The sequence below is a fragment of the Streptomyces sp. NPDC079141 genome, assembly GCF_040686775.1.
In the GTDB taxonomy this organism is placed as follows: Bacteria; Actinomycetota; Actinomycetes; order Streptomycetales; family Streptomycetaceae; genus Streptomyces.
Genome location: NZ_JBFBLP010000003.1, coordinates 928,683 through 955,561, shown reverse-complemented (window position 1 = coordinate 955,561; position 26,879 = coordinate 928,683). Strand labels below are relative to the sequence as shown.

Below are 26,879 nucleotides of genomic sequence, written 5' to 3'. Positions count from 1 at the left end.
GCACCGCCGGGGCGTTTTTTGTTGCCTCGGGGAAAGTCTCGTGAAACACCCCGGAAACAGGGCGACTTGAGGCTGTGGACCGCACTTCAGGAGGTTGTCTCCTCCCCACACCCGAGGGGGTTCTTTTGTTCAGCGGTCCCAGCAGTTCCCGCGTTCACCGCCGTCGCTTCCTGGCCGGCGGCGCCGCGCTCGCCGCCGTGGTGGCGCTGTCCGCCTGCGGCGCCAAGACCGACGCGGCCGACTCCACCGACAAGGCCGCCAAGGCCGACGTCAGCGGTGACACGGTCAAGGTCGGCCTGCTCAACTCGCTGTCCGGCACGATGGCGATCAGCGAGGTCACCGTACGCGACTCCCTCAAGCTGGCGATCGACGAGATCAACGCCTCCGGCGGGGTGCTCGGCAAGAAGATCGAGCCGATCAGCGAGGACGGCGCCTCCGACTGGCCGACCTTCGCGGAGAAGGCGCAGAAGCTCATCAAGGAGGACCGGGTCGCGGCCACCTTCGGCTGCTGGACCTCCGCCAGCCGCAAGGCCGTCAAGCCGGTCTTCGAGAAGAACAAGTCGCTGCTGTTCTACCCCGTGCAGTACGAGGGACTTGAGCAGTCCCCGTACATCTTCTACACCGGCGCCACCACCAACCAGCAGATCGTCCCCGCGCTCGACTACCTCAAGAGCAAGGGCCTGAAGAAGATCTACCTGGTCGGCAGCGACTACGTCTTCCCGCGCACCGCCAACAAGGAGATCAAGGCGTACGCGGAGGCCAACGGCATGACCGTCCTCGGCGAGGACTACGCGCCGCTGGGCTCCACCGAGTTCAGCACGATCGCCAACAAGGTGAAGGCGTCGAAGGCGGACGCGGTCTTCAACACCCTCAACGGCGACTCCAACGTGGCCTTCTTCAAGGAGTACAAGTCGGCCGGACTGACCGCCAAGTCCATGCCGGTCGTGTCGGTGTCGATCGCCGAGGAGGAGGTCAAGTCGATCGGCTCCCAGTACCTGGCGGGCCAGTTGACGGCCTGGAACTACTACCAGACCACCCCCGGCGCGGCGAACGAGAAGTTCGTGAAGGCGTACAAGGCCAAGTACGGCCAGGACAAGCCGACCAGTGACCCGATGGAGGCCGCCTACACCTCGGTCTACCTGTGGAAGGCGATGGTCGAGAAGGCGAACTCCTTCGACGTGGAGAAGGTGAAGGCGGCCTCCGACGGCATCACCTTCGAGGCGCCCGAGGGCAAGGTCACCGTGGACGGCGCCACCCAGCACATCCACAAGACCGCCCGCATCGGCGAGATCGGCACCGACGGTCTGATCAAGGAGGTGTGGAACTCCGGCGGGCCCGTCAAGCCGGACCCGTACCTCAAGGGCTACTCCTGGGCCTCCGGCCTCTCCTGACCGACCGTCACCGACCGTGGGCCCCGCCTCGGGGCCCACGGCGTCCGTCCCCCGGAGCCGCCGTATGACCGTGATCCTCGGTCAGACCTTCACCGGCATCAGTATCGGTGCCGTCCTGCTGCTCATCGCGCTCGGCCTCTCGCTCACCTTCGGCCAGATGAACGTCATCAACATGGCCCACGGCGAGTTCATCATGGCGGGCGCCTACACCACGTACGTCCTGCAGAAGTCCATTTCCGGCGCGGGAATTTCGCTGCTGGTGGCACTTCCCGTCGCTTTTCTCGTCTCGGGCGCGCTCGGCGCCCTGCTGGAATGGCTGCTGATTCGCCGGTTGTATCTGCGGCCACTCGACACGCTGCTCGTCACCTGGGGTGTCTCCTTGATGCTCCAGCAACTCGCGCGCGACATTTTCGGAGCGCCGAATGTACAGACCCGCGCGCCCGACCTCCTCACCGGGCACATCACCGTCATCGGGGGCGACGATCCGCTGACCTTCGCCAACAGCCGGCTGTTCATCCTGGGGCTCGCGATCGCGGCCGTGGTGGCGCTGTCGCTGACACTGCGGCTCACCCCGCTGGGCCGCCGTATCCGGGCCGTGGTGCAGAACCGGGACCTCGCGGAGGTCTCCGGCATCTCCACCCAGCGCGTCGACCGGACCGCGTTCTTCATCGGCTCCGGGCTCGCGGGCGTCGCCGGCGTCGCGCTCACCCTGGTCGGCCCGATCGGACCCACGATGGGTACCAACGTCATCATCGACGCCTTCCTGGTGATCGTCGTCGGCGGCATCGGACAGCTCAAGGGCAGCGTCATCGTCGCCTTCGTGCTCGGCGTGCTCCAGTCGGTGCTGGAGTACTCCACGACCGTCAGCGTCGCCAAGGTGCTGGTCCTCGTGGCCATCGTCGCGTTCCTCCAGTGGCGGCCCCAGGGGCTGTACACGCTGCGGACGAGGAGTCTCGTATGAACGTTCTCAAGGGACGCTCCGCGCGGGCCGCCGCCGGTTTCGCCGGGGCCGCCGTCCTGCTCTTCGGGCTCGCCCCGCTCGCCCTGTCGGACTTCCGGCTCGGCCTGCTCGCCAAGTACCTGTGCACGGCCATGGTCGCCGTCGGCATCTGTCTGGCCTGGGGCCGCGGCGAACTGCTCACCCTCGGGCAGGGCGTGTTCTTCGGGCTCGGCGGCTACGCCATGGCCATGCATCTGAAGATCGCCGACGCGGGGCCGGGCAACCTGCCCGACTTCATGACGCTCTACGGCACCGCCACCGAACTCCCCTGGTGGTGGCGGCCGTTCGAAAACCCGGTGTTCGCCATCGCCGCGACCGTGCTGCTGCCGATGGCGGTCGCCGCGATCCTGGGCTCGTTCATCTTCCGCCGCCGGGTCAAGGGCGCCTACTTCGCGATCCTCAGCCAGGCCCTCGCCGCGGCCTTCGCCATCTGGCTGATCGGCCAGCAGGCCACGACCGGCGGCACCAACGGACTCACCGACATCCAGGGCTTCTTCGGCTACGACCTCGACGACCCGGTCAACCAGCGGATGGTGTACTTCATCATCGCCGCCTGCCTGCTGGCCCTGATGGCCCTCGCCCGCCAGCTGATCCACAGCCGCTACGGCGAACTCCTGGTCGCCGTACGGGACTCGGAGGAGCGGGTGCGCTTCCTCGGGTACGACCCGGCGAACGTCAAGCTCGTCGCGTATGTCGTGGCGGCCGGGATGGCGGGCCTGGCGGGCGCGCTGTTCGTGCCCGCGGTCGGCATCATCTCGCCCGCGATGATCGGCATCGTGCCGTCCATCGAGTTCGTGATCGGCGCCGCGGTCGGCGGCCGGGCCAGCCTGGTGGGCGCGGTGCTCGGCGCGATCGGCGTGGCCTGGGCCAAGACCGCGCTGTCCGAGGAGTTCCCGGCGGCCTGGACCTACTTCCAGGGTCTGCTGTTCATCGTGGCGCTGGCGTTCCTGCCGGGAGGCCTGGCCTCGCTGGCGGGCTTCGTGCGGCGGCGCCGGGCCGCGCAGCGCAGCACGGCCGTCGTACCGGTGGGAGAAGCGGCATGAGCGGACTTGAGATTCGTCAACTGCGGGTGTCCTTCGACGGGTTCACCGCCGTCGACGGCGTCGACCTCGATGTCCGGCCGGGCGATCTGCGGTTCCTCATCGGGCCGAACGGCGCGGGCAAGACGACCCTCGTCGACGCCGTCACCGGGCTGGTGAAGGCCGAAGGGTCGGTCCGCTTCGGCGGTACGGAGCTGCTGGGGCGGAGCGTGCACCGCATCGCGCGGTCCGGGATCGGCCGCACCTTCCAGACGGCCACCGTCTTCGAGGAATTGACGGTCCTTCAGAACCTGGACATCGCGGCGGGCGCGGGCCGGAGCGTATGGACGATGTTGCGGCGCCGCAAGGACGTGCCGGAGTCCGTCACGAAGGCGCTGGAGACCATCGGCCTCACCGAGCTCGCCGGCTCCCCCGCCGGCACGCTCGCACACGGCCAGAAGCAGTGGCTGGAGATCGGCATGCTGCTGGTGCAGGACGTCCGGCTGCTGCTCCTGGACGAGCCGGTCGCCGGGATGAGCCATGACGAACGGCAGGCCACCGGCGAGCTGTTGGAGCGGATCAGCGAGGAGCGGACGGTCGTCGTCATCGAGCACGACATGGACTTCATGCGCTCCTTTGCCCGCAGCGTGAGTGTGCTGCACGCGGGCCGGGTGCTCAGCGAGGGCTCGGTCGCCGACGTACAGGCGGATCCGAAGGTGCAGGAGGTCTATCTGGGGCACGCACCCGCCGAACCCGCCCATGCCCCCGCCAACCCGGGGCACACCCCCGCCGATATCGCTGTGCAGGAGGCGTGATGCTGGAGATCGACGACATCCGGGTCGGCTACCACCGCAGCACGGTTCTGCACGGCGTCTCCGTCGAGGTGCCCCGCGACGGTGTCGCCGCCGTGCTCGGCCACAACGGCGCCGGCAAGAGCACGCTTCTGCGCGCCGCGATGGGGCTGCTCACACCGAGCGGCGGGACCGTCCGCCTGGACGGGGAGGACATCACGCGCCGCAAGCCGCACGAGCGGGTGGCGCGCGGGATGGCGTACGTCCCGCAGGGCCAGCAGTCGTTCCCGCACCTGACGACGGCAGAGAATCTCCAGCTCGTCGCGGACGGCCGCAGGCGCGGGAAGGCGGCGGTCGCCGAGGCCCTGGACCTGTTCCCGGCGCTGCGGGCGCTGTCGGGCCGCCGCGCCGGTCTGCTCTCCGGCGGTCAGCGGCAGCAACTGGCCATCGCCCGCGCCCTGGTCACCGAGCCCCGGCTGCTGCTGCTCGACGAACCCACCGAGGGCATCCAGCCGTCGGTGGTCGCCGAGATCGAGGAGACGATCCTGGCGCTCTCCGCGCGAGGCGGGCTGTCGGTGCTGCTGGTCGAGCAGCACGTCGGCTTCGCCATGCGGGCGGCGCAGCGGTACTACGTCCTGGAGGCGGGCCGGGTCACGTCGTCCGGGGAGGGCGGGCAGGAGGCCGAGCGGTCGGTGCGGGAGGCGCTGAGCGTGTAGCAGGGGATCGCCGGGCGGCGGCGCCGCCCGGCCCTTTGACGATCGGCGGATGTCACAGGCCGAGCAGGTCTGCCGCGTTGTCGTGGCACACGGCCCGCAGCCACTCCTGCCCGAGACCCAGCCGTTCCAGGGCCTGGAGCTGGTCCAGGTAGGGGTAGGGGATGTTGGGGAAGTCGGAGCCGAGCAGGATGCGGTCGCCGAGGTCGGCCAGCCGGGGCAGGGCCCGGCGGGGGAACGGCATCAGGCCCTCGGTGAAGTCGGTGAACGCCATCGTCGTGTCCAGCCGTACCTCGTCGTACCGTTCGGCGAGGTCGAGGAACTCCTCGTATTCGGGCATGCCCATGTGCGCGACGATCAGCCGCAGTTTCGGGTGTCGCGCCAGTACGCGCGCGACGGGCTCGGGGCCGGTGTGCTTGCCGGGCGCGGGCCCGGAGCCGCAGTGGATCACCACGGGGACGCGGGCCTCGGCGAGCAGCCCCCATGCCTGCTGGAGGCGTTCGTCGGCCGGATCGTACGCACCCACCTGCACATGCGCCTTGAACACCCGAGCGCCGGCTTCGAGGGCCTCGCTCACACAGATGTCGACGTCCGGCTCGGGGTGGAGGGTGGCGGTGTGCAGGCAGTCGGGGGTGCGGCGGGCGAAGTCCGCCGCCCAGCCGTTCAGCCACCTGGCCATGCCGGGCTTGTGGGCGTAGAGCATCGAGGTGAAGGCCCGGACGCCGAACTCCCGGAGCAGGGCCGTGCGCTCCGCCTCCTGCCTGCGGTAGGTGATCGGCCATTTCAGGTCGCCGATCAGTGGCCCGCTGGTGTCGAAGTAGTCCCAGACCTTGTGCAGGACGCGCTCGGGCATGAAGTGGGTGTGGATGTCGATCAGGCCGGGCAGACCGAGCCCGTTCCAGAAGCGACGGACCTCTGCGGCCTCCTCGCTCACGGCCTCGCGGGTGGCACTCACCTGGTGCTGCCTTCCTGTCGAACAAGTGGTCGCCTGCAGTGTCGCAAGGGCGTCGCCTGCTTCTCCACAGTGGGTCTGACCTCTACACATAAGGACGAAATAAGCGCAGAATGTAGATACGCGGCGCTTATCCGCATACCGCACCAGAGCGGTCAGGCCTGCGAGTCAAAGGAGACGAGTCATGGCCAACGTCTCGCCCACCAGAGGTGACATAACCAGCCACCCTGATGCATCCGAAATGCGGGAACGGTACGCCCGCATGCTCGGCGGTCGTGATGTGGCGCTCGTGGACGGACCGGTGTTCCTGCTCGGTCTGTACTGCGCCGTATCGCCGTGGGTGGTCCACTACACCACCAGCCAGCCGGCGCTCGTGCCGCACAACCTGATCATCGGGATAGCGATCGGCCTGCTGGCTCTCGGGTTCACCCGCGCTCCGGAACGCATGTACGGCCTGAGCTGGGCCATGTGCGCCCTGGGCGTGTGGATGATCGTCTCGCCGTGGATCGTCGGCGAGAGCCCGGATGCCGGCGTCGTGTGGAACAACATCATCATCGGCGCTCTGGCCCTGGTCCTCGGCCTGATGTGCGCCGGTACGGCGGCGAAGAGCGCCCCGAAACCGTAGGAACGACACACCTCAGCACCCCAGGAAGGAAGACGCACCGGCCGGTCCGCGGCGCACCCCGGGCCGGCCGGTCGCACGTCCGCTCAGTGGTCCGGCACCAGCCAGGGTTCCTGCGGGAGCGGGCTGCCGGTCTCCAGGAGCGACTTGAGGTTGGACAGCACGGCCGGCCAGCCCAGGGAGACGTCCGCGAGGTCGCGCTCGGTGCGCAGGTCCTCGTGGGTGACGGTGAGCCGGACGATGTCACCGTGCGGCCGGATGTCGAAGGTGACCCGCGAGTACATGTCCGCGCGCCCCTCGTTCCCGGGCTCGGTCCAGGTGGTGACCAGCCGGGTCGGCCGCTCGCTCGCCACGACGGTGCCGACGACGTCGGCGATGCCGGAACCGTCGGTGCGCACATGCTCCCAGCGGGAGCCCTCCTGCCAGTCGGAGACATTGCGGTGCCCCCAGTAGGCGGCGGTCAGGTCGGCGTCGGTGAGCGCCTCCCAGACCTTCTCGGGCGTGCTCTCGATGTAGGTGACGTAGACGAATGTCGGTTTGTCGCTCATGGCTTCCTCGGCTCGTCGCTTCACGGCGCCGAGCGCGCGCAGGCGCGGGCGCTCGAACTTGTCGATCCACCGCTCCTGGATCTCGTGGAGCGGGACCGGGTTGAGGTAATGCAGCTTCTCCCTCCCCCGCCGCACCGTGCTGACCAGGTTGGCCGCCTCCAGGACGGCGAGATGCTGGGTCACCGACTGACGCGCCATGTCGATGCGCGCGCACAGTTCCCCGAGTGACTGGCCGTTGTGCTCGTGCAGCCGGTCCAGGAGCCGTCTGCGGGTGTCGTCGGCCAGGGCCTTGAAGACCTTGTCCATTCCGGAGTCACTCTCTGATCGCACACTCAACGTTATGCAGGCAATTACCTGCATGTCAATGCGCGCCCAGTTCCCGGCGGTGGTCCGCCACCCACGCGTAGGCGGCCCGCATCTCGTCCACGACTCCGCGTTCCCGCAGGCCGACCAGGGCCGGTTCCCCTCGCTCGGCTCCGGCCGAGATGCCCCGCAGGCAACGGTCCTGCCACCAAAGGACCGTGTCGATCAGCCCGTCGAGGCCGTCCCCGCCGTATGCGCAGCGGATCAGCACGATCCGCCGGGCCGCTTCGGGCACGTCCGTCACGCCCGGCCCCAGATCGAGGTACTGCCAGCACACATGGGCCACGTCGTGGACACGCTCGCCCGGTGCGGCGAGGTCCCAGTCGATGAACGCCGTCGGCCGCCATTGCTTGCCGTCCACGGCGTACACGGTGTTCTTCGGGGCGAGGTCGTTGTGGCAGACCACGTCCCGGTCACCGGCCTGCGGGGTGCCGTGCGTCAGGTCGTGGAACGCACGCACCATCCGGGCAACGCGCGCCAGCGCCGCGTCCGTTCGGGCCGCGACCCTGTCCCGCGGGCTCACCGCCGCCCGCCCCTCGATGTGGTCCAGCACGTCGCGCCCGCGCTCGTCGCTCCCGAGGAAGCGCGGCGCGCCCGGCCACCCGCGCCGCTCGAACAGGCCCAGCAGATCGCGTACGTAGTCCGATCGCGGCGTCGGCGTGCGGCGCACGGTCGCACCCACGCGTACCACCTCGTTGACGGCGCCGCCGCCGAGTACGCGCTCTTCCATCGGCGCCCGCCTACTCCTGGACGGTGAAGCGGTGGGGGGCGAGCGAGGCGAGCAGGGCGTCCAGGACGAGCTCGGTGGACGCGGCCATGGTGACGGAGGTCGGGTCGAGGAGCCACTGGACCTGGAGGCCGTCCATGACGGCGATGATCGCGTTGGCGGCGGTCTCCGCCCGCTCGTCCTCGGGTGCGAGCCCGCAGGCTTCGCGCAGGGCGTCGGCGACGAAGGCGCGCAGTCCGGTGTACCGGTCGCGGAAGTAGTCCCGCGCGGGATGGTCCTCGGTGACGGACTCCGCCGAGAGGACCGTGTAGAGGCGGACGATGCCCTCGCGTTCGGCGTTGCGGTGGGCGGTGTCCACGAGGTGGCGCAGGAAGTCCAGGCCCTGGGGGCGCTCGGGGCCGAGCTGTTCGATGTCGGTCTGGTCGCGCAGCTCCAGGACGCTCGTGAGCAGGTTCGCCTTGGAGCGGAAGTAGTGCAGGACCCCGGCCTGGGTGAGGCCGGCGCGGTCGGCGATCTCCGCGATCGAGGCGTTGTTGTAGCCGCGTGCGGCGAACGTTTCCATGGCGATGTGCAGGATGTCCCGCTGCCGCTGCTGGGCCTCCGGGCTGCGGGGGGTGCGCGGTTTGCCACGCGGGGCTCTGCGTGCTGGCTGCTGGCTCACGGGCCCGAGCTTAGACGCGGCGGCCAGGCCGGGCCGTGGCCGCAGGACGATCCAGAAGAGGTGTGACCCACATCACTTACTAAGTACTTAGTAAGCATGCTTTCATGTGGCCGGTGGGCCGAGCTGATCGGCACCCTCGGCCTTGAGTCGAAGGTCCGGCTGCTGACCCCGGTGTTCCACCCCTTCCGTCGCCGACCCGAAGGAGAGCCGCACCGTGTCCACCATCAGCAGCAGAGCCGGAGCGCGCGCAGCGGGCACCGCCCTGGCACTGACCCTGACCGCCCTCGGCCTCACCGCCACCGGCACCGCACAGGCCGCGGACCCCGTCGCCCAGGTGTGGGTCACCACCCCCGACGGCACCAAGAAGCTGTCGGACGAGGGCACCGTCCCCTTCTCCGCGAGCCCGCAGCCCATCGACATCCGTATCGACGCGGGCAGCAAGGGCCAGAAGTTCACCGGCGCCGGCGCCTCGGTCACCGAGGCCTCCGCCCACCTCATCCAGGGCCTGCCCGCCGACAAGCGCACCGAGCTGCTCACCTCGCTCTTCTCGCCCAGCGAGGGCATCGGGCTGAACTACCTGCGCCAGCCGCTCGGCAGCACCGACTTCAACTCCGGAGGCTTCTACACCTACGAGGACACCAGGGGAAGCTTCTCCATCAACCGGGACCTGCAGGAGATCATCCCGGTCCTCAAGCAGGCGACGGCCCTCAACCCGTCGATCCGGTTCATGGGATCGCCCTGGTCGCCTCCGGCCTGGATGAAGACCGGCAACTCCCTGAGCGGGGGCAGCCTCAGGCCCGACCAGTACCAGGCGTACGCCGACTACCTGGTCAAGGCCATCAAGGCGTACGGCCAACAGGGCATCACCCTGACCGACCTCACGGTCCAGAACGAGCCCGAGTTCGCCACCACATACCCCTCGATGTCCATGACGTCGTCCGAACAGGCGGCGTTCCTCAAGGTCCTGGACCAGACCCTGATCGCCAACGGGCTGCCGACCAACATCCTCGCCTACGACCACAACTGGGATCACCCGAACTACCCGCTCGACGTCTTCAACGCCACCCCGGGCATCCAGCGCGTCATCGGCGCGGCCTTCCACTGCTACGGCGGCGCCCCCTCCGCCCAGCAGCAGATCATCAACGCCGGCAAGCGGGTCTTCTTCACCGAGTGCTCGGGCACCGACACCGCCAACACCTTCGCGGACACGCTCCGGTGGCATGCCGAGAACCTGGTCGTGCAGAACATGCGCAACGGCGGCGAGACCGTCGTCAACTGGAACCTCGCCCTCGACCAGAACGGCGGCCCGCACCAGGGCCACTGCACCAACCGCTGCAACGGCGTCGTCGAGATCGCCGGCGGCAACGTCACCCGCGGCGCCGAGTACTACGTCCTGGGCCACGTCACCAAGTTCATCAAGCCCGGTGCGACCCGCATCGGCTCCACCAGCCAGGGCAGCGGCGGCATACAGAACCTCGCGTTCCAGAACCCGGACGGCTCCCGCGCCGCGTTCGTCGTGAACACCGCCACCAGCGCCCAGCGGTTCTCCCTCACCGACAACGGCAAGTCCCTCGCCCACACTCTGCCGGCCGGCGCCGTCGCCACGATGACCTGGCCCGGCACCACCGCACCCACCGGCCCGATCGACGCCACCAAGTGGTACTCGGTCGTCAACAGCAACAGCAACGCCTGCCTCGACGCCACCGACTGGGGCACCTCCAACGGCACCCCCGTCCAGCAGTGGACCTGCACCACCGGCCAGGCCAACCAGTCCTGGCAGTTCAGGCCCACCAGCGACGGCTACTACCAGGTCGTCAACCGCCACAACGGCCTGGTCGTCGACGTGGAGGGCGGCCCCGGCGCCACGGCCGACGGCACCAGGATCCAGCTGTGGAGCTGGGCCGGGAACACGAACCAGCAGTGGCGCCCCGAGCCCGTCGGCACCTCGGGCACCTACCGTTTCGTGGCCCGTCACAGCGGCAAGTGCCTGGCGGTCAACGATGCCTCGACCGCCAACGGGGCGCGCGTCTCGCAGCAGCCTTGCGGCACGTCCACTGCCCAGACGTTCACTTTGAACGGCTGACGCCGTCGCCGAGCACGACGTGCGGGCCCGGCGCGACTGCCGGGCCCGCACGGGCGACGCTGCCGCGCCACGCGTCTACGCCTTTGGTTCCTCCGTCGGCTGCGGTGCGGTCCAGTTGGTGAGCAGCTGGAGCGAATGGGCCGTGTCGGAGGAGGGCTCGACGTTGTAGACGCAGAGGGTTTGGTCGGCGTCGCCGGGGGCCTGGAAGGACTCGTACGAGAAGTACAGGTCGCCAACCAGCGGGTGATGGTAGTGCTTCGTGCCGTGGGTGCGACGGAACACGCGGTGGTCGTTCCACCAGGCCGAGAACTCCGGGGACTTGAGGGTGAGTTCCCCGATGAGGTCGGCGAGCCGGCGGTCGTCGGGGTGGCGTCCGGCTTCGAGGCGGAGCATGGCGACGGTCTCGGCGGCGATGCGCTCCCAGTCGCCGACACGTTCGCGGGCCTCGGGGTCCAGGAGGTAGTAGCGGGCCAGATTGCGGCGGGTCGCGGGCAGGGCGTCGAAGTCGGTCAGGACTTCCCGGGCCAGGCGATTGGACGCCAGGACGTCGGTACGCCGGCCGAGGATGAAGGCGGGCACATGGTTCAGGGTCTCCAGCATCAGGTGCAGTCCGGGGCGGACGCGCTGTGCGCCGGCGGGGGCGCGTCGGGCCGGGGTGGGGCGGGCCAGGAGGTCGGTGAGGTGCTCGCGCTCGGAGGCATCCAGCTGGAGGGCGCGGGCCAGGGCTTCGAGGACCTCGGGGGACGGGTTCTGCGCACGGCCCTGTTCGAGCCGGGTGTAGTACTCGGTGCTCACTCCGGCCAGGCGGGCCGTCTCGTCACGGCGGAGGCCCGGCACGCGGCGGACCCGGCCGTCGGCGGGGAGCCCCGCCTGTTCGGGGGTGACCCGGGCCCGGCGGGTGCGCAGGAAATCTGCCAGCTCGCGACTGCGGTCATTCATGCTTCCAGTGTGGCGGGCGTGGCCGGGTCATGGCGGGCGCCGGGTGGTACTGCCAGTACCTTCCTCGCGGATACCTGCCTGCTCAGGGCCCTTTGTGGCGTCCCGTGAGACGTCTGCGGGTGGTGTTCTGGTGGAGGGCCGGCGGCGACAGGCCGCCCATCCGAGCCCCCCTCCCACCCGCCTTGAAAGGTGTTGCCATGACCACGCAGAACTCCGCCCGTCCCCTCTCCGGTCGCGTCGCGGTCGTCACCGGTGCCTCCAGCGGTATCGGTGCGGCCACGGCCGAGCACCTGGCCGGGCTCGGCGCCCGTGTCGTCGTCCTGGCACGGCGTGCCGAGCGGCTGGACGACCTGGTCGGCCGGATCGAGAAGAACGGCGGCGAGGCGTTGGCCCTTGCCGTGGACGTTACCGACATCGCGGCCGTGCAGGCGGCCGCGGAGCAGGTGGACACCCAACTCGGCGGCGCCGACCTGCTGTTCAACAATGCGGGGGTCATGCTCCCGGCCCCGGTCGAGGAACTGGCCACCGACCAGTGGCAGCAGCAGATCGACCTGAACATCACCGGTTTGATGAACGTCATCGGCGCGTTCACGCCGCAGCTGGTGAAGGCCGCCGGGGAACGGGGTGTGGCCGACCTGGTCAACACGTCGTCGATCGCGGCGCAGAACATCTTCCCCACTTTCGCCGTCTACTCCGCGACCAAGGCCTACGTCACCCATCTCTCCCGGCACCTGCGAGCCGAGCTGGGTGCCAAGCACGTCCGGGTCTCGGCGATCGAGCCGGGGATCGTCGGCACCGAACTCCAGAGCCATGTCACCGACGCGGGGGCGCTGGAGTGGCTGGCGGGCTCCAAGGAGACCATGGAGTGGCTCACCTCCGAGGACATCGCGCAGACCGTCGGCTTCGTCGCGGCCCTCCCGCCGCGGGTCAACCTCCAGCAGGTCACCATCATGCCCACCGGCCAGCCCAGTTGAGGTGTGCCCCAGCGTCAGGGGCAGCCGCCGGGGGCCGTCGGCACCGTGCCGGCGGCCCCCGGCTCACGGAACCGGGATGTCAGCTCCGTCCGGCTCCCTTCAGGAACCGGCGCCGTACCTCGCGCGCGTACTCCGTGTTCTTCGCCGCCCGTTGCCGTGATTCCTCCGCACGGCGTTCCAGCCACTCCTGGCGCTGCGCGGTGAACTCGGCCATGCGGGCGTCGCGTTGGTCGTACATGGAGCGGCGCAGGTCGTCCAGGCCGGTGCGGTCCGGGGTCGGGAGGTCCTGCATCGACGGGCTGTCGGGGCGGCGCGGCAGACGCTGTTCGACGGGGAGGAGGTCGAAGCGGGGGGCGGGGAGCGTCTGGTACCAGTAGGCGGTCGAGGCCCAGTCGTCCGACAGGTGGTTGGCATGGCCGTGTTCCATGGTGACCTTGATGCGCTCCTCGAAGCGGACCGGGTCGGCCAGGTGCCATCGGTAGCTGATCTGGTAGCCGGGGACGTCGTCCTCGTGGATGATCGTGCCCTGGAAGGGATAGTTGATCTTCTGCATGCCCCAGCCGTGGCTGAAGTAGTCCTCGCCGCCGGTGCCGTGCATGCTCGGTGGCCAGCGGGTGGAGCCGTCGGGCAGGAAGTCGTCGTCGATCCAGATCATGTCGTCGCCCTCACCCCACCAGGTCTCGGTGAAGTGGGTGACCGTGTGGTTGCAGCCGATGTAGTTGCCGGTGCCCTCGGTCTCCAGGATGACGTAGTTGTCCTTGCCGTCCAGGTTGGGGACCTGCGTCTCCAGGCTGTTGACCTGGAGGTCCGGTCCCCAGCCGTCGCACGGGTTGTTGCGGCGCCACTGGGCGTGGAAGTAGAGGGTGTCCTCGGGCTGGTCCTCGGCGAACAGCTCGTAGTCGACGTAGAAGTACTGCATGTACGCCGACTCGCCCTGGTTCTCCACCTCGATACGGGCCCGGCGGTTGAACGGCATCGGCAGGAAGCAGTTGAAGGCGGCGGGGCCGCCGAACCTGCGTTCGGAGTCCTCCTTGACCGACACGGTGAAGGGCAGTGACTGGAAGCTGGCGGGCATCGAGTTGCCGACGCAGAAGAAGTCGCCCAGCGGTGCGACGACGCTGGGGTGCTCCTGGTCGTCCCAGTACATGCGGATGATGACCTTGCGGTAGTAGTCGGGGTCGTTGACCTCCCAGTTGTAGCCGAGGGCGTTGTTGAACTCGACCATCGCGGTGCCGGCCTGCCGGGCGTCGAACAGGCCGGGGCCGAGGACCAGCCGGCAGCCCTGGACGAACCACAGGTGGGTGATGGCGCCCGGGCCTTCGAGGTCGGCCAGGACGGCCGTCTCACCGGGCATGACGACGAACGCGTCCTCGTTCAGGCCGGTGTGGTCCCAGCTGGCCACGCGGGCCGAGCGGGCACGGCGGCGCTTGGCGGCCCGGCCGAGCAGGTCGTCGCCTAGGGAGAAGGAGGGGACAGACATGGGCGTGCGGCTTTCCGTGAGGTGGGTTACGAGGCGGGGCGCTTGTCGTGGATCTGGAGGCCGGCGAGGTCCCATGCCTCGACCGCGTAGGGCGCCGATGCCGTGGTCCGCAGATGCCACGGGGCGCCGCCGACCGGATACAGGCGCAGGGTGAGGGCCTGCCCCTCGGCCGTGAACACCTCGACGACCGAGCGGTCGAGGACGATCCGCAGATCCACCGGCCCCTCGGGCGCGGGCAGGCGCCAACTTCCCTTCTTGGCACGGGAGTCCAGCGACGCGTGGGAGCGGTCGACGATCACCTCTCCGGTCGCGGGATCGCGGGTGATGTCCAGATACTCGTCGCCGCTCGCGTCGGTGGTCAGGCGCAGGCCGCCCGTCGTGTCGAGGCGCGCGGTGATGTCACTGACGGGCGCGATCTCGCCGAGGTCGGCGGGCCCATCGCCCGAGGCGCGGATGCTCTGTCCGCGGCGCAGCTGGTCCAACTCCCGTGCGGGGCGCTGGCGTACGGTCCCGTCGTCGGCGAGGGTCAGCTCGCGGGGGAGGGACAGCATCCCGGCCCAGCCCACCGCGTCCGTCCAGGTGCTGGGCGCGCCGACGCGCTCCTCGTCCCGCGCCTCCCAGATCCAGGCCCACATCAGCCAACGGCCGTCGGGGGCGGGGAGCAGGGCGGGGGCGTAGAAGTCCGGGCCGTGGTCGAGGCGTTGGGGCGCTACGGCGGTGAAGGCGCCGTTCTCCTCGCGGCCGGGCCAGGCCGCCGTGCACAGGGCACCCTCCTGCGGGTCCCAGGCGCTGACGAGCACCACGCCCCGGCCGTCGCCGAAGTGGGCGTACTGGGCGCACTCCCAGCCCTCTTCGGTGTTGCCGCCGCCGGGCAGCGGCTCCGGTGCGCGGGCCAGGAAGATGCCTTGGTACGTCCAGTCGGTGAGGTCGGTCCCGGCCGAGTACTGGAGGGCGGCTCCGCGTCCGTCGCTGAGGCCGGCGCCGACGAGCATGCGCCAGCGGTCGCCGTCCCGCCATACATAGGGGTCGCGGAACATGACGGTGTCGGGCGGTGGGTCGGGGATCAGCAGGCCTTCGCGCTTGCTGAAGGTCGTACCGCCGTCGTCGGAGACCGCCGAGGTCACCGGCTGGTACCAGCGGTCGGGGCGCTTGGCGGAGTAGAAGGCGACCAGGTGGCCGTCGGCCTCGACGGCGTTGCCCGACCAGACCCCTTCGGCGTCCTCGCCGCCGGGGGTGGGGGCCAGGGCGTTGGGCAGGAGCTCCCAGGTGAGGAGGTCGGAGCTGCGGAAGTGGCCCCAGTGCATGTCCGCGTGGCGGGCGCTGTGCGGGTTGTACTGGAAGTAGACGTGGTACCGGCCGTCGTGGAAGACCAGGCCGTTGGGGTCGTTGAGCCAGTTCGCGGGCGGGCGCAGGTGCAGTGCCGGGAAGTGCGGGTCGTGGGCGGTGTCAGCCATGGGCGCGCTCGTCGTAGCGGCGGCGGACCGCGGCGGCCTGCTTGATGTTCGCCTCGGACTCCTGAAGCGAGCGTTCGCCGCGCTGCCGGGTGCGTTCGGCGAGGCGGTCCATGTGCCGTTCGAAGCGTGCCCGGTACTTCTCCCGCATCACGGCGATCTCCTCGGCGACCGTCCCGGCGCGCTCCGCCGGGACGGGCATCGGCTGTCCGGCCGGGCGCACGGGCAGGCGCTGTTCCAGCGGAAGGATGCTCGCCTTCGGGGAGGGCAGGGTCTGGTACCAGTAGGCGGTGGAGGCCCAGTCGTCGGCCAGGTGGTTGCCGTGGCCGTGCTCGACGGAGACCTTGATGCGCTCCTCGAAGCGGACCGGATCGGTCACGTGGAAGCGGTAGTTGACGGAGTATCCGGGGACGTCGGCCTCATGGAGGATCGCGCCGTGGTAGAGGTAGGCGTTCTTCTGCATCCCCCAGGCGTGGTTGAAGTAGTCCTCGGTGCCGGTGCCGTGCAGGGAGGGCGGCCAGCTGGTGGAGCCGTCGGCCAGGAAGTCGTCGTCGATCCAGATCATGTCGTTGCCCTCGCCCCACCAACTCCCCTGCCGGTGATGGACGGAGAGGTTGCAGCCGACGTAGTGGCCGCGGCCCTCGGTGTCGAGGATGACGTAGTTGTCCTCGCCGGTGACGTCGACGATGTTGACCTCGGGGCTGTTGGTCTGGATGTCGGGGGCCCAGCCGTTGCACGGGTTGCTGCGGCTCCAGCGGGCGTGGAAGTAGAGGGTGTCCTCGGGCAGTTCCTCGGGGAACAGCTCGTAGTCGATGTAGAAGTACTGCTGGATCGGCAGGTCGTTCTCGTTGACCAGCTCGATCCGCGCCCGCTTGTTGAACGGCATCGGCGCCCAGCAGTTCAGCGCCGCGCTGCCGCCGAAGATGAGGGACTCCTCGGGCTTTGCGGAGACGGTGAACAGGGCCGACTGGTAGCTGTTGGGCATGCAGTGGCCGATGCCGAAGAAGTCACCGAGCGGGACCAGGACGGCCGGCTCCTCCTCGTCGTCCCAGGTGATGCGGATGAGGACCTTGCGGTAGTAGTCCGGGTCCGGCTCCTCCCAGTTGACGCCGAGGGCGTTGTGGATCTCCATGACCGGGGCGACGGTGTCGGCCTCCAGCGGGTCGATCAGGCCGGGGCCGAGCGTGCGGCGGCAGAACTGGGTCATCCAGATGTGGGTGATCCGGCCGGGGCCCTCCAGGTCGGCGAGGACCCGGGAGGAGTGGGCGGGGGTGGTCCAGTAGTCCTGGTTGCGGCCGCGCTGGTCCCAGCTGGAGACACGGGCGGAGCGGGCGGTGGTGGGACGGGTGAGGTGTTCGAGGGATGAGGACATGAGTAAGTGATCCCTTCGGTCGGTTGTGGCAGTGGTGGAGTTGGTTCGGTGATGCGGGGGGGGCTATCGGGGGTTGCAGCCGCACGACGCGCGGTAGACGATGCGCGGCGCCAGGCGGATGACCCGGCCGTCCTCGCCGATGTCGCCGTTGACGCGGCGCAGCAGCAGAACCATGGCCGTGGCGCCCACGTCGAAGGCCGGCTGGACGACGGTGGTGAGACGGGGTTCGAAGAGGTCGGACTGCGGGAAGCCGTCGAAGACCGCGAGCTTGAGGTCGCGCGGGACCCGTAGTCCGAGCTCCGCGGCGGCCTCCATGACACCCACGGCGGTCTCCGTGCTGGCGCAGGCGACCGCCTCCGGCCTGCTGCGCCGGTCGCCGAGCAGCCGGCGGGCCAGGACGCGGGTCTGCGCGGCCAGCCCCGATCCGGTGAGCACCAGCCCGGGATCCGGCTCGATGCCCGCCGCTTCGAGCGCCTGGACGTAGCCGCGGTGGCGTTCGGCCATGGTGGGTACGGCGAGGTTTCCGGCGGCCAGGGCGATGCTGCGGTGCCCGTGCCCGAGCAGATGCTCCACGAGCTCGCGCATCGGCGCGGTGTTGTCCACCCCGACCTGGTCGCCGAACCCGGGGTCGCCGAGCCGGTCCAGGATCACCACGGGCGTACCGCTGCGCTGTACGACCTCGGCCTCCCGGCCGGTGGAGCGCGCGGCCGGGGCGACGATGAGGCCGTCCACCCGCCGGGCGGCCAGCGCCTGCACCGACCGCGTCTCCCGGGCCGGGTCCTCCCCGGAGTTGGCGAGCAGCAGGGTGTAGCCCGCCTGCGCCGCCTCGTGCTCGACGCCCCGGACCATGTCGGCGAACGTGGGCTGGCCGGCGTCGGAGACGACCAGCCCGATGGAATCCGTACGCGAGCGGCGCAGTGACCGGGCGAGCGTGTCCTGGCGGTAGCCGGTCTGCTCGATCGCCTTCAGCACCCTCGCCCGGGTCCGGTCGGCGACCGGCCGGGTCCCGTTCACGACATGCGACACCGTCGAGATGGAGACTCCGGCGAGCTGTGCCACATCGACGATGGTGACCACACACGACCCTCTCTATCGAAACGTTTGCGCGAAACGTTTGCGCAGATTCTTGCCTCAGGTTCGGAAGGGCGTCAAGGCGTTGAGAGGTGCCAACTTTGGCTGATCTGCGGGAGCTTCCTGCACGGATGGGCGGGTGCCGCCTGCGCGGATCCAAGTGACCCACGACCCCAGAGCCCCCCGCGGAGGAAATCTCCCCGACACAGCCTTGACACCCGAATCCGCCTGAGTATCTTTCATCGAAACGTTTGCCCCCGCGGTCGGGCTCAACGCAAGCAAGCCCCCCACGGCCGTCGACGGGCCGTTCTCCGCCGGCCGAAGGTCTTCCGGCACCGCTGCGCGTACGAACCGACGAACCGAGCCGCTCCCCCGAACCATCCCGACATTCAGGAGCCGCACATGAACCGAGGATCAACACCGATCTCACGCCGCAGAGTTCTGGCCGCGGGGCTCGGCACCGCGCTGACCGCGGCGGCGCTCACCACCACCGCACAGCAGGGCACCGCACAGGCCGCCACCGCCGAAGCGCCGCGGCCGCGTCCGCGCCCCCACCATCCGTCCTACCGGTCCATCGTCGGCCTTCTCTGACCGTCCGCCGACGCGCACCCGAGCCACCACAGCGCCCGGGTCGCCACCCGCCACCCACTGCCGGCCGCCGCCCCCTCCCCCGCCGGCCCCCGCCACGCGCCCTCACTGCGTCGCACCACGCCAACTCCCCCGCCATCACGAAGGGTTGAGCCGCCTTGCCCACCGTCTTCGACGTCACGACATGGACCCACTCCAGCAACCCGTCGATCACCTGCTACACCGACATCGGCGCCCTGATCAACGACATCATCGCCCGCATCAAGCAGGACCAGCCCAACCAGGCGGCGAAGCCGGGGGCCGTCATCTACATCCCGCCGGGCGACTACCCGCTCAAGACGAGAGTCACCGTCGACATCAGCTACCTGACCATCAAGGGATCGGGGCACGGCTTCGCCTCGTCGAGCATCCGCTACAACGCGGGCGACACCTCGGCCTGGCACGAGCTGTGGCCGGGCGGGAGCCGTATCAAGGTCCAGAACACGGACGGCAACAGCGAGGCCTTCCTCGTGGCGCGGACCGGCGACCCGCGACTGGGTTCGGTCGTGTTCAAGGACTTCTGTATCGACGGGCTGAGTTTCAGCCCCCACCAGAACTCGTATCTGAACGGCAAGTACGGCATCAAGGTCAACACCGCCAACGACGCCTTCCGGATCGAGGGAATGGGCTTCGTCTATCTCGAACACGCGGTGCTGGTGCGCGATGCCGACGCACTGAGCATCAGCGGCAACTTCATCGCCGAATGCGGCAGTTGTATCGAACTCGTCGGCTCGGGCCAGGCGACGAAGATCACCGACAATCTGATCGGCGCCGGCTACGTCGGATTCTCCATCTTCGCCGAGCAGCACCAGGGCCTGCTGATCACCGGAAACAACATCTTTCCGCGCGGCAGAAGCTCCGTCCACTTCAAGAACGTCGACCGGTCGTCGATCACCGCGAATCGCCTGCACTCCTTCTACCCCGGAATGATCGACTTCGAGGGCGTCAACAAGGAGAACCTGATCAGCGGCAACCACTTCCGGCGCGAGGCGGAGCCCTGGCCGCCCATGCAGTCGTACAACAACGGCAAGGACGACCGGTACGGGCTGATCCACCTGCGTGGTGACAACAACATGGTCTCCACCAACTTCTTCGCCTTCAATGTGGCGTCCGGCTCGATCACGCCCTCGGGGGCGACACCGGTGATCGTCCGCGTCGAATCCGGGGACGCGAACCACATCTCGAACAACCGGGCCGTCACGAATATCGCGGCCAAGTCGGTGCTGCTGGCCTCCACGACCACCGCGACAAAGGTTCTGGACAGCGCCACGGCCGCCGAATTCCAGGCCGACACAACGAACCACACCTTCCGCGCCACGCCCTGATTCCGCACGCACGCCCAAGACGCCCGCACATCCACAACCGACGTTCGACCCGGAATGTTCAACCCGATGGGGAGCAAGTCATGCAGAACGGGAACACCACACCTGGCGCCGCGGGCCTGCCGCGCCGGAACATACTGAGGCTCGGCGGGCTTGCCGGGCTGGGCCTGCTGACCTCCACGGCCTGCGGCGCCGGCGGCTCGGGCGACTCCTCGGACGGCTCCGGGTCGCTTCGGGTGCTGTGCGAGGCCGGTGGCAAGCAGGAACTGCTGAAGACCGCCGCGCTGTTCAAGAAGAAGACCGGCACTTCGGTGACCTTCGTCGAACTCCCCTACGACGGGCTGTTCAACCGGCTCTCCAGCGACTTCAGTTCAGGAGCGGTGAGCTTCGACGTCGCCGCCCTCGACGCGATCTGGCTGCCGGCGTTCGCCGGAGGCGTCCTGCGCCCCCTCGACGAACTGTTCACCGCGGACGTCAAGAAGGACCTGTTCCCCTCCCTCGTCCAGGGCGCCCAGGTCAAGGGCACCTACCTGGGAATGCCCGCCTGGACCAACGCCGAGATCCTGTTCTACCGCACGGACCTGTTCGAGGACCCCAAGGAACGAAGGGCCTTCGAGAAGGAGTACGGATATCCGCTCGCGCCGCCCACGGACTGGAAGCAGTTCTCCGACACGGCGGCCTTCTTCACTCGCGAGGGCATGTACGGCACCGACGTGAAGGGCGCGGTCGAGACCGAGTGGCTCGCCCATGTACTGCAGGCCGGCTCGCCCGGAGCGGTCCTCGACGACCGGGGTGAGGTGATCATCGACAACCAGCAGCACGTGGACGCGCTCCGCTTCTACAGCGACCTCAACAACAAGGCCAAGGTCAGCCCGCCCGGCGCGAAGCAGCTCGACTGGGGCGGGGCGCAGAACCTGTTCAACCAGGGCAAGACCGCGATGATGCGGTTCTGGGCCCACGCCTTCCCGCTGATCCCGAAGGACTCGCCGGTCCACGGCAAGGTCGGCGCGGCCCCCATGATCGCCGGCGCGCAGGGCATCGCCGGCGTTCCGGGACCCTGGTACCTGTCGGTGCCGGAGGCCACCAAGAAGGCTGACCTCGCAACGGAGTTCGTCAAGTTCTGCTACGACAACAACGCGCTCGGCATCCAGTCCTCGCTCGGCCTCGCCGCCCGTACCTCGGCCTTCGAGGAGTACCAGGACAAGCCCGGCTACGAGCACTTCAAGCCGCTGGTGCAGACCCTGTCCGCACCCGCCACCCGCTCCCGCCCCGCGACGCCGAAGTGGCAGCAGATCGTCGACACCGTGCTGGTGCCCACCCTGCAGAAGTCGCTGACTCCGGGCGCCGACTACGCGGAACTGCTGAAGGGGGCCCGCTCCGATGTCGAGCGTCTCCTCGGATAGGCGGGTGCGTCGTCGGACGGTGCTCCCGCCGTCCGACGGTGTCGGCTCCCGCCCTGGCCCCAGGCGGCGGCGCCGGGGGGCGCGGCTGACCGACGCGCGGTTCGCGCTCCTGCTGATGGCACCGGCCGCGCTGTTCTTCGCGGCCTTCGTGCTCTGGCCGTTGGCCCGCCTGGTCGTCGACAGCTTCTACGACATCGCCCCGATGGCCGGTGAGCGCCGGTTCGTGGGGCTTGGCAACTACCGGGACGCCTTCGCGTCCGACGAGTTCATCAGTTCCTCACTGCGCACCCTGCTGTACACCGTCCTTGTCGTCAGCGCCGAGTTCCTGCTCGGCCTGGCGGCCGCCCTGATGTTCAACGCCCTCGGGCAGCGCTCGCGGATCCTGCGCACGGTGTTCCTCTATCCGCTCATGATCGCGCCGGTGGTCGCCGGTCTGCTCTGGCGCTTTCTGATGATCGACAACTTCGGCATCGTCAACGAGCTGCTCACCGGCCTCGGAGTGATCGACGATCCGGACGACCTCGGCTGGCTCAGCGACCCCGACATCGTGCTGTTCTCGGTCGCCCTCCCCGACATCTGGCTGACGACGTCCTTCATGGCGCTCGTGCTCTTCGCCGGCCTGCAGAACCTGCCCGGCGACGTGCTGGAGGCGGCTCGCCTCGACGGAGCGGGCCCGGTCCAGATGCTGGTGCGGATCATCCTGCCCCTGCTGCGGCCGGTGATCGCCGTGGCCCTCATCGTGCGGGGCATCGACGCGGCCCGCGCCTTCGACGTCATCCTCATCCAGACCAACGGCGGCCCGCAGAACGCCTCGCAGACCCTGAGCCTGCTGATCTACCGCACCAATGTCCGCTTCGCCGACCCCGGTCTCGCATCGGCCATGGGCACTCTGTACCTCCTGGCGATGCTGGCCGTCGCCCTGATCGCGGTCGCCACCATCTGGCGTCCCGGGAAGGCATGAGCGTGAACAGTCCGCGAGTCCGGCGGCCGACGGCCCGCGCCCTGCTGTGGGCCCTGCTCTCCGCCATGATCGTGCTCTACGCGTTCCCCTTCGCGTATCTCGTCCTCACCTCCTTCAAGAGCCCGAGCGAGGCGATCTCGGTGCCGCCGAGCATCGTGCCGCGCAGCTGGAGCTGGAGCTGGGAGAACTACTCGGCCGCCCTCTCGGAATCGGGGGTGCTCGCCTCGTTCGTCAACAGCATCAGTACGGCATCCATCAGCACGGTGCTCTCGCTGGTCCTCGCCGTGCCGGCCGCGTACGCCGTCACCCGTTTCCGTACGCCCGCCGGGCGGGTGTTCGTCCTCGCCGCGCTGGTCACCAGGATGGTTCCGCCGGTCGCCGTCGGCGTACCGCTCGTCGGCATGATGAAGACGCTCCATCTGACCGATACCCCCTTCGGGCTGGCGCTGGCCCACACCACCGTGTCCCTGCCGCTGTCGATCTGGCTCATGACGAGCTTCCTGGAGGCGGTGCCCGGAGAGCTGGAGGAGGCCGCGAAGGTAGACGGCTGCAACCGGTTCGAGGCGATGCTCCGGGTGGTCGTGCCCGTCGTGTCCGGCGGTATGGCTGTCACGGCCATCTTCGCCTTCCTGGCCTCGTGGAACGAGTTCCTCTTCGCCCTCCTCCTCACCGCGGTCGAGGCGCAGACCACCCCCCTGGTGATCGCCGAGTTCCAGACGCAGTTCGGTCTTCAGTGGGGCTCGATGACAGCCCTGGCCACGCTCTACTCCATCCCCGTCGTACTCCTGACCCTCCTCCTCCAGCGCCGCATCGTGGCGGGCCTGACGCTGGGGGCGGTCAAGAGCTGACGCCTCGGTGGTGGCAGCCGAACGGACTGTTCGGGCCGTCCGTGGGCACTCGCGCAGGTGCGGGGGACTTGAGGAAAAGGGGCAGAGATGGAGATCTCTGGCGTCATCAGTGCCATCGTGATCGGCATCGTCATCGGTGTGCTGGGGCGGCTCGTCGTCCCGGGCCGTCAGCGCATCGGGATCCTGCTGACGATTCTCGTGGGTATCGCGGCCGCGCTGATCGGTACGGCGGTCGCCGATGCGGTCGACGTGGCCGACACCGAGGGTGTCGACTGGGGCGAGTGGCTCATCCAGATCGGCCTGGCCGCGCTGGGCGTCGCCGCGCTGGACCGGAGCAGGGCGCGCCGACGCTGAGGCCGCCCGCCGGGCAGGGCTGCGGGCGGCACCGAGGAGGGGCGGTACGCCGCCGTCCCTCCCCCTCCTCGCCCGGGCCCAATTTCCGTTGCGGTCCGCCGGCAGCGGGGGCTAGCCTCTGCCGCTCGCCCAAGTCGACCATGACGGAGTCACGTTGTCCCTTCTCATCACCCCTCTCGCCGACCCCGAACCCGGTGCTTCCAGTCGCCGTCTGGCCTGGCTGGCCTCGGGAGCGGAGGGCGCGCCCGTCGGTTCGGCATTCCTGCGGCTGTTCACGCGGGAGGGCCAGGAGCATCTCGCCGAGGTGGAGATAGCGGTGCACGGCACCGAGCGGCGGCGGGGCGTCGGCAGCCGGCTGCTGGAAGCCGTCGTGGCCGCGGCGCGGGCGGAGGGCCGGCGGTCGGTGCTCGCCCAGGCCGAACAGGGCTCCCCCGCCGATCTGTTCCTGACGGCGCGCGGATTTCGTCCGGTGCTGGCACTGACGTACGCCAGGCTGCCGCTGCCGGGGGCGGATCTCACGGGGGTCGAGGCGGTGGCCCACAAGGCGGTTCCCGGGTACCGGATCGTCGAGTGGGACGGCACCGTGCCCGCGTCCCTCGCCCAGTCCTACGCCGGCTCACGGTCCGCGATGGACGACATGCCGATGGAGGAAACCGACTACGGGACGGTCGCCTGGGACGTGGACCGGGTGGTCGCGGCGGCCGAGGCGGTCGCGGCGCGCGGGGAACTGCTGCACACCGTCGCCGTGGTGGCCGAGGAGGACGGCTCGGTCGTCGGGTTCTCCGAACTCGTCGTGCCCGGCGACGGACTCGGGGACGCCCAGCACTACGGCACGGCCGTGCTGCGCGCACACCGCGGTCGTGGCCTGGCCCGCTGGATGAAGGCGACCTCGATCCTCCGGGCCCGTGAACGTCACCCGGAACTGGCCGGGTTGCTCACCGACACCGCGGACAGCAACGCGCCCATGCGCGCCCTCAACGACTCCCTCGGATACGAGCCCACGCACCGCGCGGTGGAGCACCAGCTCGACCTCTGAGCGCGGTGCCCACCCCGGGGGTCCAGGCCCGCCGACGCAGCTCCCCTCGCGTACGGCGGGCCTGCCGCCTGCACCGTGCGCCACCCGAGCGGGAGTTCGGGCGCACGGGAGGCAGTTCCCCCCGGGGTTGGCGGCTCCCCACATCATCAGAATCGCAGCGGTCGGCGCCGCTCACCGTGGGCCGAACGGCCCTTCAACCCAGGTCCGTACGGCCCCCGTTGGGCACACGCGGTCAGCGGGCCCCGGCCCGCATCGCCGCGAGCCCGTCCCGCGCGGCCGGATGTACGGGCGACCAGCCCAGTTCCCGTTCGGCCTTGTCCGTCGAGACCCGCAGGTTCGTCGACATCACCGTGTGGGCGTAGGACATGGGCCGCATCAGCCACAGCGGTACGGTCATCGGCTTCGGCAGTCCGAACTCCTCGGCCACGGCGAGGACATGGGCGCGGAAGCCGAGCGGTGTGCGGTCGGCGATGTTGTAGGCCTGTCCGGGGCGGCCGTGTTCGACGGCGGCGACGACCGCGCGGGCGGCGTCGGTGAGTTCGATCCATGGCAGGACGCGTCCGTGGTCGTCGGGGACGGGCAGTTGCCGCTTGCGCAGCATGGCGATGAGGGCATCGGTGCCGCCGGGGCCGTAGAAGAGGGCGAAGCGCAGGGCGATGCCCTCAAGTCCCGGGGTTTCGAAGGTGAGTTGTTCCTTGGTGCGCATGGCTCCGACGTGCTGCTCCAGCTCCGGGGAGCTGCCGCGCGGGCCGAAGGGGTCGTCCTCGGTGAGTGCGCGGGCGCCGTGGTCGCCGTAGCCGTATCCGAAGACCATGGACTCCGTCACGAAGCGGCGGGCTCCGGTGATCTGGGCGGCCTCGACGAGGTGGGCGGTGCCGGCGATGCGCAGCGCGTTGGTGGCGCGCATGCCACGGTGGCGCATGGGCGCCTTGTGCAGGGCGGTCGCGGCGTGGATCACCGTGTCGAAGCGATGGCCGTCCACGGCGCGCAGCAGGGCGTCGCGGTCCATCAGGTCGGCGCGGATGCCGTTGCCCTGTCCGCGGCCGAGGCCGGTGACCTGGTGACCGGCCTCGGTCAGGGCGCGGGCGACGTGCCGGCCGAGAACGCCGCTTGCGCCCGCGAGGAGGATGCTCTGGCTCTTCTCGTTCGTCGTCATGACAATGCGACGGATGCGGTGGGCCCGGATGTGACATCCCCGGCGTGACCGCGCCGGTCACTGCCGGCCGAGCCACTCCGCGTACCAGGCGACGGTGGCGTCGATGGTCTCCTGGAGCGGCACGGGGGCCGCGCCGAAGGCCTGCTCGAAGGCCGAGGAGTCCATGATCTGGGGCTCGGTGTGCTGGTAGAACATCTCCGCGTACTCGGCCATGAACTCCTCGTCGAACGGGCCGAAGGGGCGGGCCTCGGGCACGGGCACGATCTTCAGCGGGCGGCCCACCCGCCGCTCGATCATCGTGAGGATCTCGCGGGTGCTGACGGCGGGCGCGGTCGGCAGGTGCCAGACGCGGCCGTCGCCCTCCGGGTGTTCGCCGAGGGTGGCGAGACCGGCGGCCACGTCCTCGATGTTGGTGTAGCTGTGCGGCAGGTCGATGTCACCGAGGCCCGGGACCTCGCCGCCGGTGAGCGCGGCCGGGAAGACGGCGGCGCCGAGGGTGGAGCTGAGCACGCCGGGGCCGACGAAGTCGGCGGAGCGGCCGAGGACCACCCGGACGCGGCCCTCGCGGTGCGCGGCGAGGTACTTCCCGTCGAGTTCGGCGCGCATCCGGCCCTTGCGGGTGGTGGCGTTCCACGGGGAGTCCTCCGTCATCACCGCTCCCCCGGTCTCGCCGTACGGGTAGAGGGTGTCGAGCACGACGAGCCGGGCGCCGACGGCTTCGACGGCCCCGAGGACGGCCTCCTGTATGCGGGGCATCGCCTCGACCTGGAGGTGATAGCCGACGTTGACGCAGTGGTGGACCACGGCGGCACCGGCGACGGCCGCCCGTGCGCCCTCGGCCGTGGAGACGTCGGCGGCGAAGCGCTGCACGCCGTCGGGCGCGGGCCCTTGCCCCTTGCGGTCGACGAGGCGCACGGAGTGGCCGCGGCGGGCGAGTTCACGGGCGAGTGCGGTTCCGGCGGGGCCCGAGCCGAGGACGACGTGCAGGGTCATGACTGACTCCTTCTCGAAGTGG

The 26,879-nt window shown here is 69.7% G+C and carries 26 protein-coding genes; 15 read left to right on the top strand and 11 right to left on the bottom strand.

Annotated elements, in window-relative coordinates:
- Positions 1-125: 125 nt before the first annotated feature.
- From urtA to urtE, 5 genes are all read left to right on the top strand, one after another.
- Positions 126-1,391, top strand: coding sequence for an urea ABC transporter substrate-binding protein (gene urtA, locus AB0Q90_RS14080; RefSeq protein WP_363162086.1), 1,266 nt, complete (start codon positions 126-128; stop codon positions 1,389-1,391).
- 64 nt (positions 1,392-1,455) lie between these two features.
- Complete coding sequence (gene urtB / locus AB0Q90_RS14075) at positions 1,456-2,352, top strand: urea ABC transporter permease subunit UrtB (RefSeq protein WP_363162085.1); 897 nt, start codon at positions 1,456-1,458, stop codon at positions 2,350-2,352.
- Positions 2,349-3,434 carry an urea ABC transporter permease subunit UrtC gene (gene urtC / locus AB0Q90_RS14070; protein WP_363162084.1) on the top strand — a complete coding sequence of 362 codons (1,086 nt, stop codon included), beginning with the start codon at positions 2,349-2,351 and terminating at the stop codon, positions 3,432-3,434. The genes urtB and urtC overlap by 4 nt, the downstream gene beginning before the upstream one ends.
- Positions 3,431-4,225 carry an urea ABC transporter ATP-binding protein UrtD gene (gene urtD, locus AB0Q90_RS14065; RefSeq protein WP_363162083.1) on the top strand — a complete coding sequence of 265 codons (795 nt, stop codon included), beginning with the start codon at positions 3,431-3,433 and terminating at the stop codon, positions 4,223-4,225. The genes urtC and urtD overlap by 4 nt, the downstream gene beginning before the upstream one ends.
- Entirely contained in the window at positions 4,225-4,917 is a 693-nt protein-coding gene (gene urtE / locus AB0Q90_RS14060; RefSeq protein ID WP_363162082.1) for an urea ABC transporter ATP-binding subunit UrtE, read from the top strand. The genes urtD and urtE overlap by 1 nt, the downstream gene beginning before the upstream one ends.
- Positions 4,918-4,969: 52 nt before the next feature.
- On the opposite strand, the gene AB0Q90_RS14055 is transcribed toward urtE, so the two are convergent.
- On the bottom strand, positions 4,970-5,869 hold the full coding sequence (locus tag AB0Q90_RS14055; RefSeq protein WP_363162081.1) for an amidohydrolase family protein: 900 nt from the start codon (positions 5,867-5,869) through the stop codon (positions 4,970-4,972).
- 181 nt (positions 5,870-6,050) lie between these two features.
- On the opposite strand from AB0Q90_RS14055, the gene AB0Q90_RS14050 reads away from it, so the two are divergent.
- A complete protein-coding gene (locus tag AB0Q90_RS14050) occupies positions 6,051-6,491 on the top strand; it encodes an SPW repeat protein (protein WP_363162080.1) in 441 nt (146 codons plus the stop codon).
- Between the two features lie 83 nt (positions 6,492-6,574).
- Here AB0Q90_RS14050 and AB0Q90_RS14045 read toward each other — a convergent pair whose 3' ends face one another.
- Genes AB0Q90_RS14045 through AB0Q90_RS14035 form a run of 3 tightly spaced genes read right to left on the bottom strand, consistent with a single transcriptional unit; the run spans position 6,575 to position 8,700 of the window.
- Positions 6,575-7,342: a metalloregulator ArsR/SmtB family transcription factor gene (locus tag AB0Q90_RS14045; RefSeq protein ID WP_363162079.1), complete on the bottom strand. Its 768-nt coding sequence runs from the start codon at positions 7,340-7,342 to the stop codon at positions 6,575-6,577.
- 55 nt (positions 7,343-7,397) lie between these two features.
- Positions 7,398-8,129, bottom strand: a complete 732-nt coding sequence (locus tag AB0Q90_RS14040; RefSeq protein ID WP_363162078.1) for a phosphotransferase — start codon at positions 8,127-8,129, stop codon at positions 7,398-7,400.
- A gap of 10 nt (positions 8,130-8,139) precedes the next feature.
- Entirely contained in the window at positions 8,140-8,700 is a 561-nt protein-coding gene (locus AB0Q90_RS14035; protein ID WP_363162098.1) for a TetR/AcrR family transcriptional regulator, read from the bottom strand.
- Between the two features lie 301 nt (positions 8,701-9,001).
- Here AB0Q90_RS14035 and AB0Q90_RS14030 point away from each other — a divergent pair, with 301 nt between their 5' ends.
- Positions 9,002-10,870: an RICIN domain-containing protein gene (locus AB0Q90_RS14030; protein ID WP_363162077.1), complete on the top strand. Its 1,869-nt coding sequence runs from the start codon at positions 9,002-9,004 to the stop codon at positions 10,868-10,870.
- 75 nt (positions 10,871-10,945) lie between these two features.
- On the opposite strand, the gene AB0Q90_RS14025 is transcribed toward AB0Q90_RS14030, so the two are convergent.
- Positions 10,946-11,809 carry a helix-turn-helix transcriptional regulator gene (locus AB0Q90_RS14025; RefSeq protein ID WP_363162076.1) on the bottom strand — a complete coding sequence of 288 codons (864 nt, stop codon included), beginning with the start codon at positions 11,807-11,809 and terminating at the stop codon, positions 10,946-10,948.
- Positions 11,810-12,006: 197 nt separating this feature from the next.
- On the opposite strand from AB0Q90_RS14025, the gene AB0Q90_RS14020 reads away from it, so the two are divergent.
- Entirely contained in the window at positions 12,007-12,783 is a 777-nt protein-coding gene (locus AB0Q90_RS14020; protein WP_363162075.1) for an SDR family oxidoreductase, read from the top strand.
- A 79-nt stretch (positions 12,784-12,862) separates the two neighbouring features.
- On the opposite strand, the gene AB0Q90_RS14015 is transcribed toward AB0Q90_RS14020, so the two are convergent.
- From AB0Q90_RS14015 to AB0Q90_RS14000, 4 genes are all read right to left on the bottom strand, one after another.
- Positions 12,863-14,263 (bottom strand): glycoside hydrolase family 172 protein, encoded by a 1,401-nt coding sequence (locus tag AB0Q90_RS14015; protein WP_363162074.1) that lies wholly within the window; start codon positions 14,261-14,263, stop codon positions 12,863-12,865.
- Positions 14,264-14,289: 26 nt separating this feature from the next.
- A complete protein-coding gene (locus AB0Q90_RS14010; protein ID WP_363162073.1) occupies positions 14,290-15,717 on the bottom strand; it encodes a glycoside hydrolase family 32 protein in 1,428 nt (475 codons plus the stop codon).
- Positions 15,710-17,086, bottom strand: a complete 1,377-nt coding sequence (locus AB0Q90_RS14005; protein WP_363162072.1) for a glycoside hydrolase family 172 protein — start codon at positions 17,084-17,086, stop codon at positions 15,710-15,712. The genes AB0Q90_RS14010 and AB0Q90_RS14005 overlap by 8 nt, the downstream gene beginning before the upstream one ends.
- 63 nt (positions 17,087-17,149) lie before the next feature.
- On the bottom strand, positions 17,150-18,145 hold the full coding sequence (locus tag AB0Q90_RS14000) for a LacI family DNA-binding transcriptional regulator (RefSeq protein ID WP_363162071.1): 996 nt from the start codon (positions 18,143-18,145) through the stop codon (positions 17,150-17,152).
- 414 nt (positions 18,146-18,559) lie between these two features.
- Between AB0Q90_RS14000 and AB0Q90_RS13995 the strand changes: the two genes are divergently transcribed.
- The 7 genes from AB0Q90_RS13995 (at position 18,560) to AB0Q90_RS13965 (ending at position 24,708) form a co-directional block, all read left to right on the top strand.
- Positions 18,560-18,748 (top strand): hypothetical protein, encoded by a 189-nt coding sequence (locus AB0Q90_RS13995; RefSeq protein WP_363162070.1) that lies wholly within the window; start codon positions 18,560-18,562, stop codon positions 18,746-18,748.
- Between the two features lie 155 nt (positions 18,749-18,903).
- Positions 18,904-20,109, top strand: coding sequence for a NosD domain-containing protein (locus AB0Q90_RS13990; RefSeq protein ID WP_363162069.1), 1,206 nt, complete (start codon positions 18,904-18,906; stop codon positions 20,107-20,109).
- A gap of 80 nt (positions 20,110-20,189) precedes the next feature.
- The gene (locus tag AB0Q90_RS13985) at positions 20,190-21,509 is read left to right on the top strand and encodes an extracellular solute-binding protein (RefSeq protein WP_363162068.1); all 1,320 of its coding nucleotides are present in this window, start codon (positions 20,190-20,192) and stop codon (positions 21,507-21,509) included.
- A gap of 4 nt (positions 21,510-21,513) precedes the next feature.
- Positions 21,514-22,470: a sugar ABC transporter permease gene (locus AB0Q90_RS13980; protein WP_363162067.1), complete on the top strand. Its 957-nt coding sequence runs from the start codon at positions 21,514-21,516 to the stop codon at positions 22,468-22,470.
- Between the two features lie 2 nt (positions 22,471-22,472).
- Complete coding sequence (locus AB0Q90_RS13975; protein WP_363162066.1) at positions 22,473-23,318, top strand: carbohydrate ABC transporter permease; 846 nt, start codon at positions 22,473-22,475, stop codon at positions 23,316-23,318.
- Between the two features lie 87 nt (positions 23,319-23,405).
- The gene (locus AB0Q90_RS13970) at positions 23,406-23,672 is read left to right on the top strand and encodes a GlsB/YeaQ/YmgE family stress response membrane protein (RefSeq protein WP_363162065.1); all 267 of its coding nucleotides are present in this window, start codon (positions 23,406-23,408) and stop codon (positions 23,670-23,672) included.
- Between the two features lie 154 nt (positions 23,673-23,826).
- Positions 23,827-24,708 (top strand): GNAT family N-acetyltransferase, encoded by an 882-nt coding sequence (locus AB0Q90_RS13965; protein WP_363162064.1) that lies wholly within the window; start codon positions 23,827-23,829, stop codon positions 24,706-24,708.
- 232 nt (positions 24,709-24,940) lie between these two features.
- Here the strand turns inward: AB0Q90_RS13965 and AB0Q90_RS13960 are convergent, their stop codons facing one another.
- Together AB0Q90_RS13960 and AB0Q90_RS13955 are read right to left on the bottom strand one after the other, a co-directional pair.
- Positions 24,941-25,864 carry an NAD(P)-dependent oxidoreductase gene (locus AB0Q90_RS13960; RefSeq protein WP_363162063.1) on the bottom strand — a complete coding sequence of 308 codons (924 nt, stop codon included), beginning with the start codon at positions 25,862-25,864 and terminating at the stop codon, positions 24,941-24,943.
- 57 nt (positions 25,865-25,921) lie between these two features.
- The gene (locus AB0Q90_RS13955; RefSeq protein ID WP_363162062.1) at positions 25,922-26,857 is read right to left on the bottom strand and encodes an NAD-dependent epimerase/dehydratase family protein; all 936 of its coding nucleotides are present in this window, start codon (positions 26,855-26,857) and stop codon (positions 25,922-25,924) included.
- Positions 26,858-26,879 lie beyond the last annotated feature (22 nt).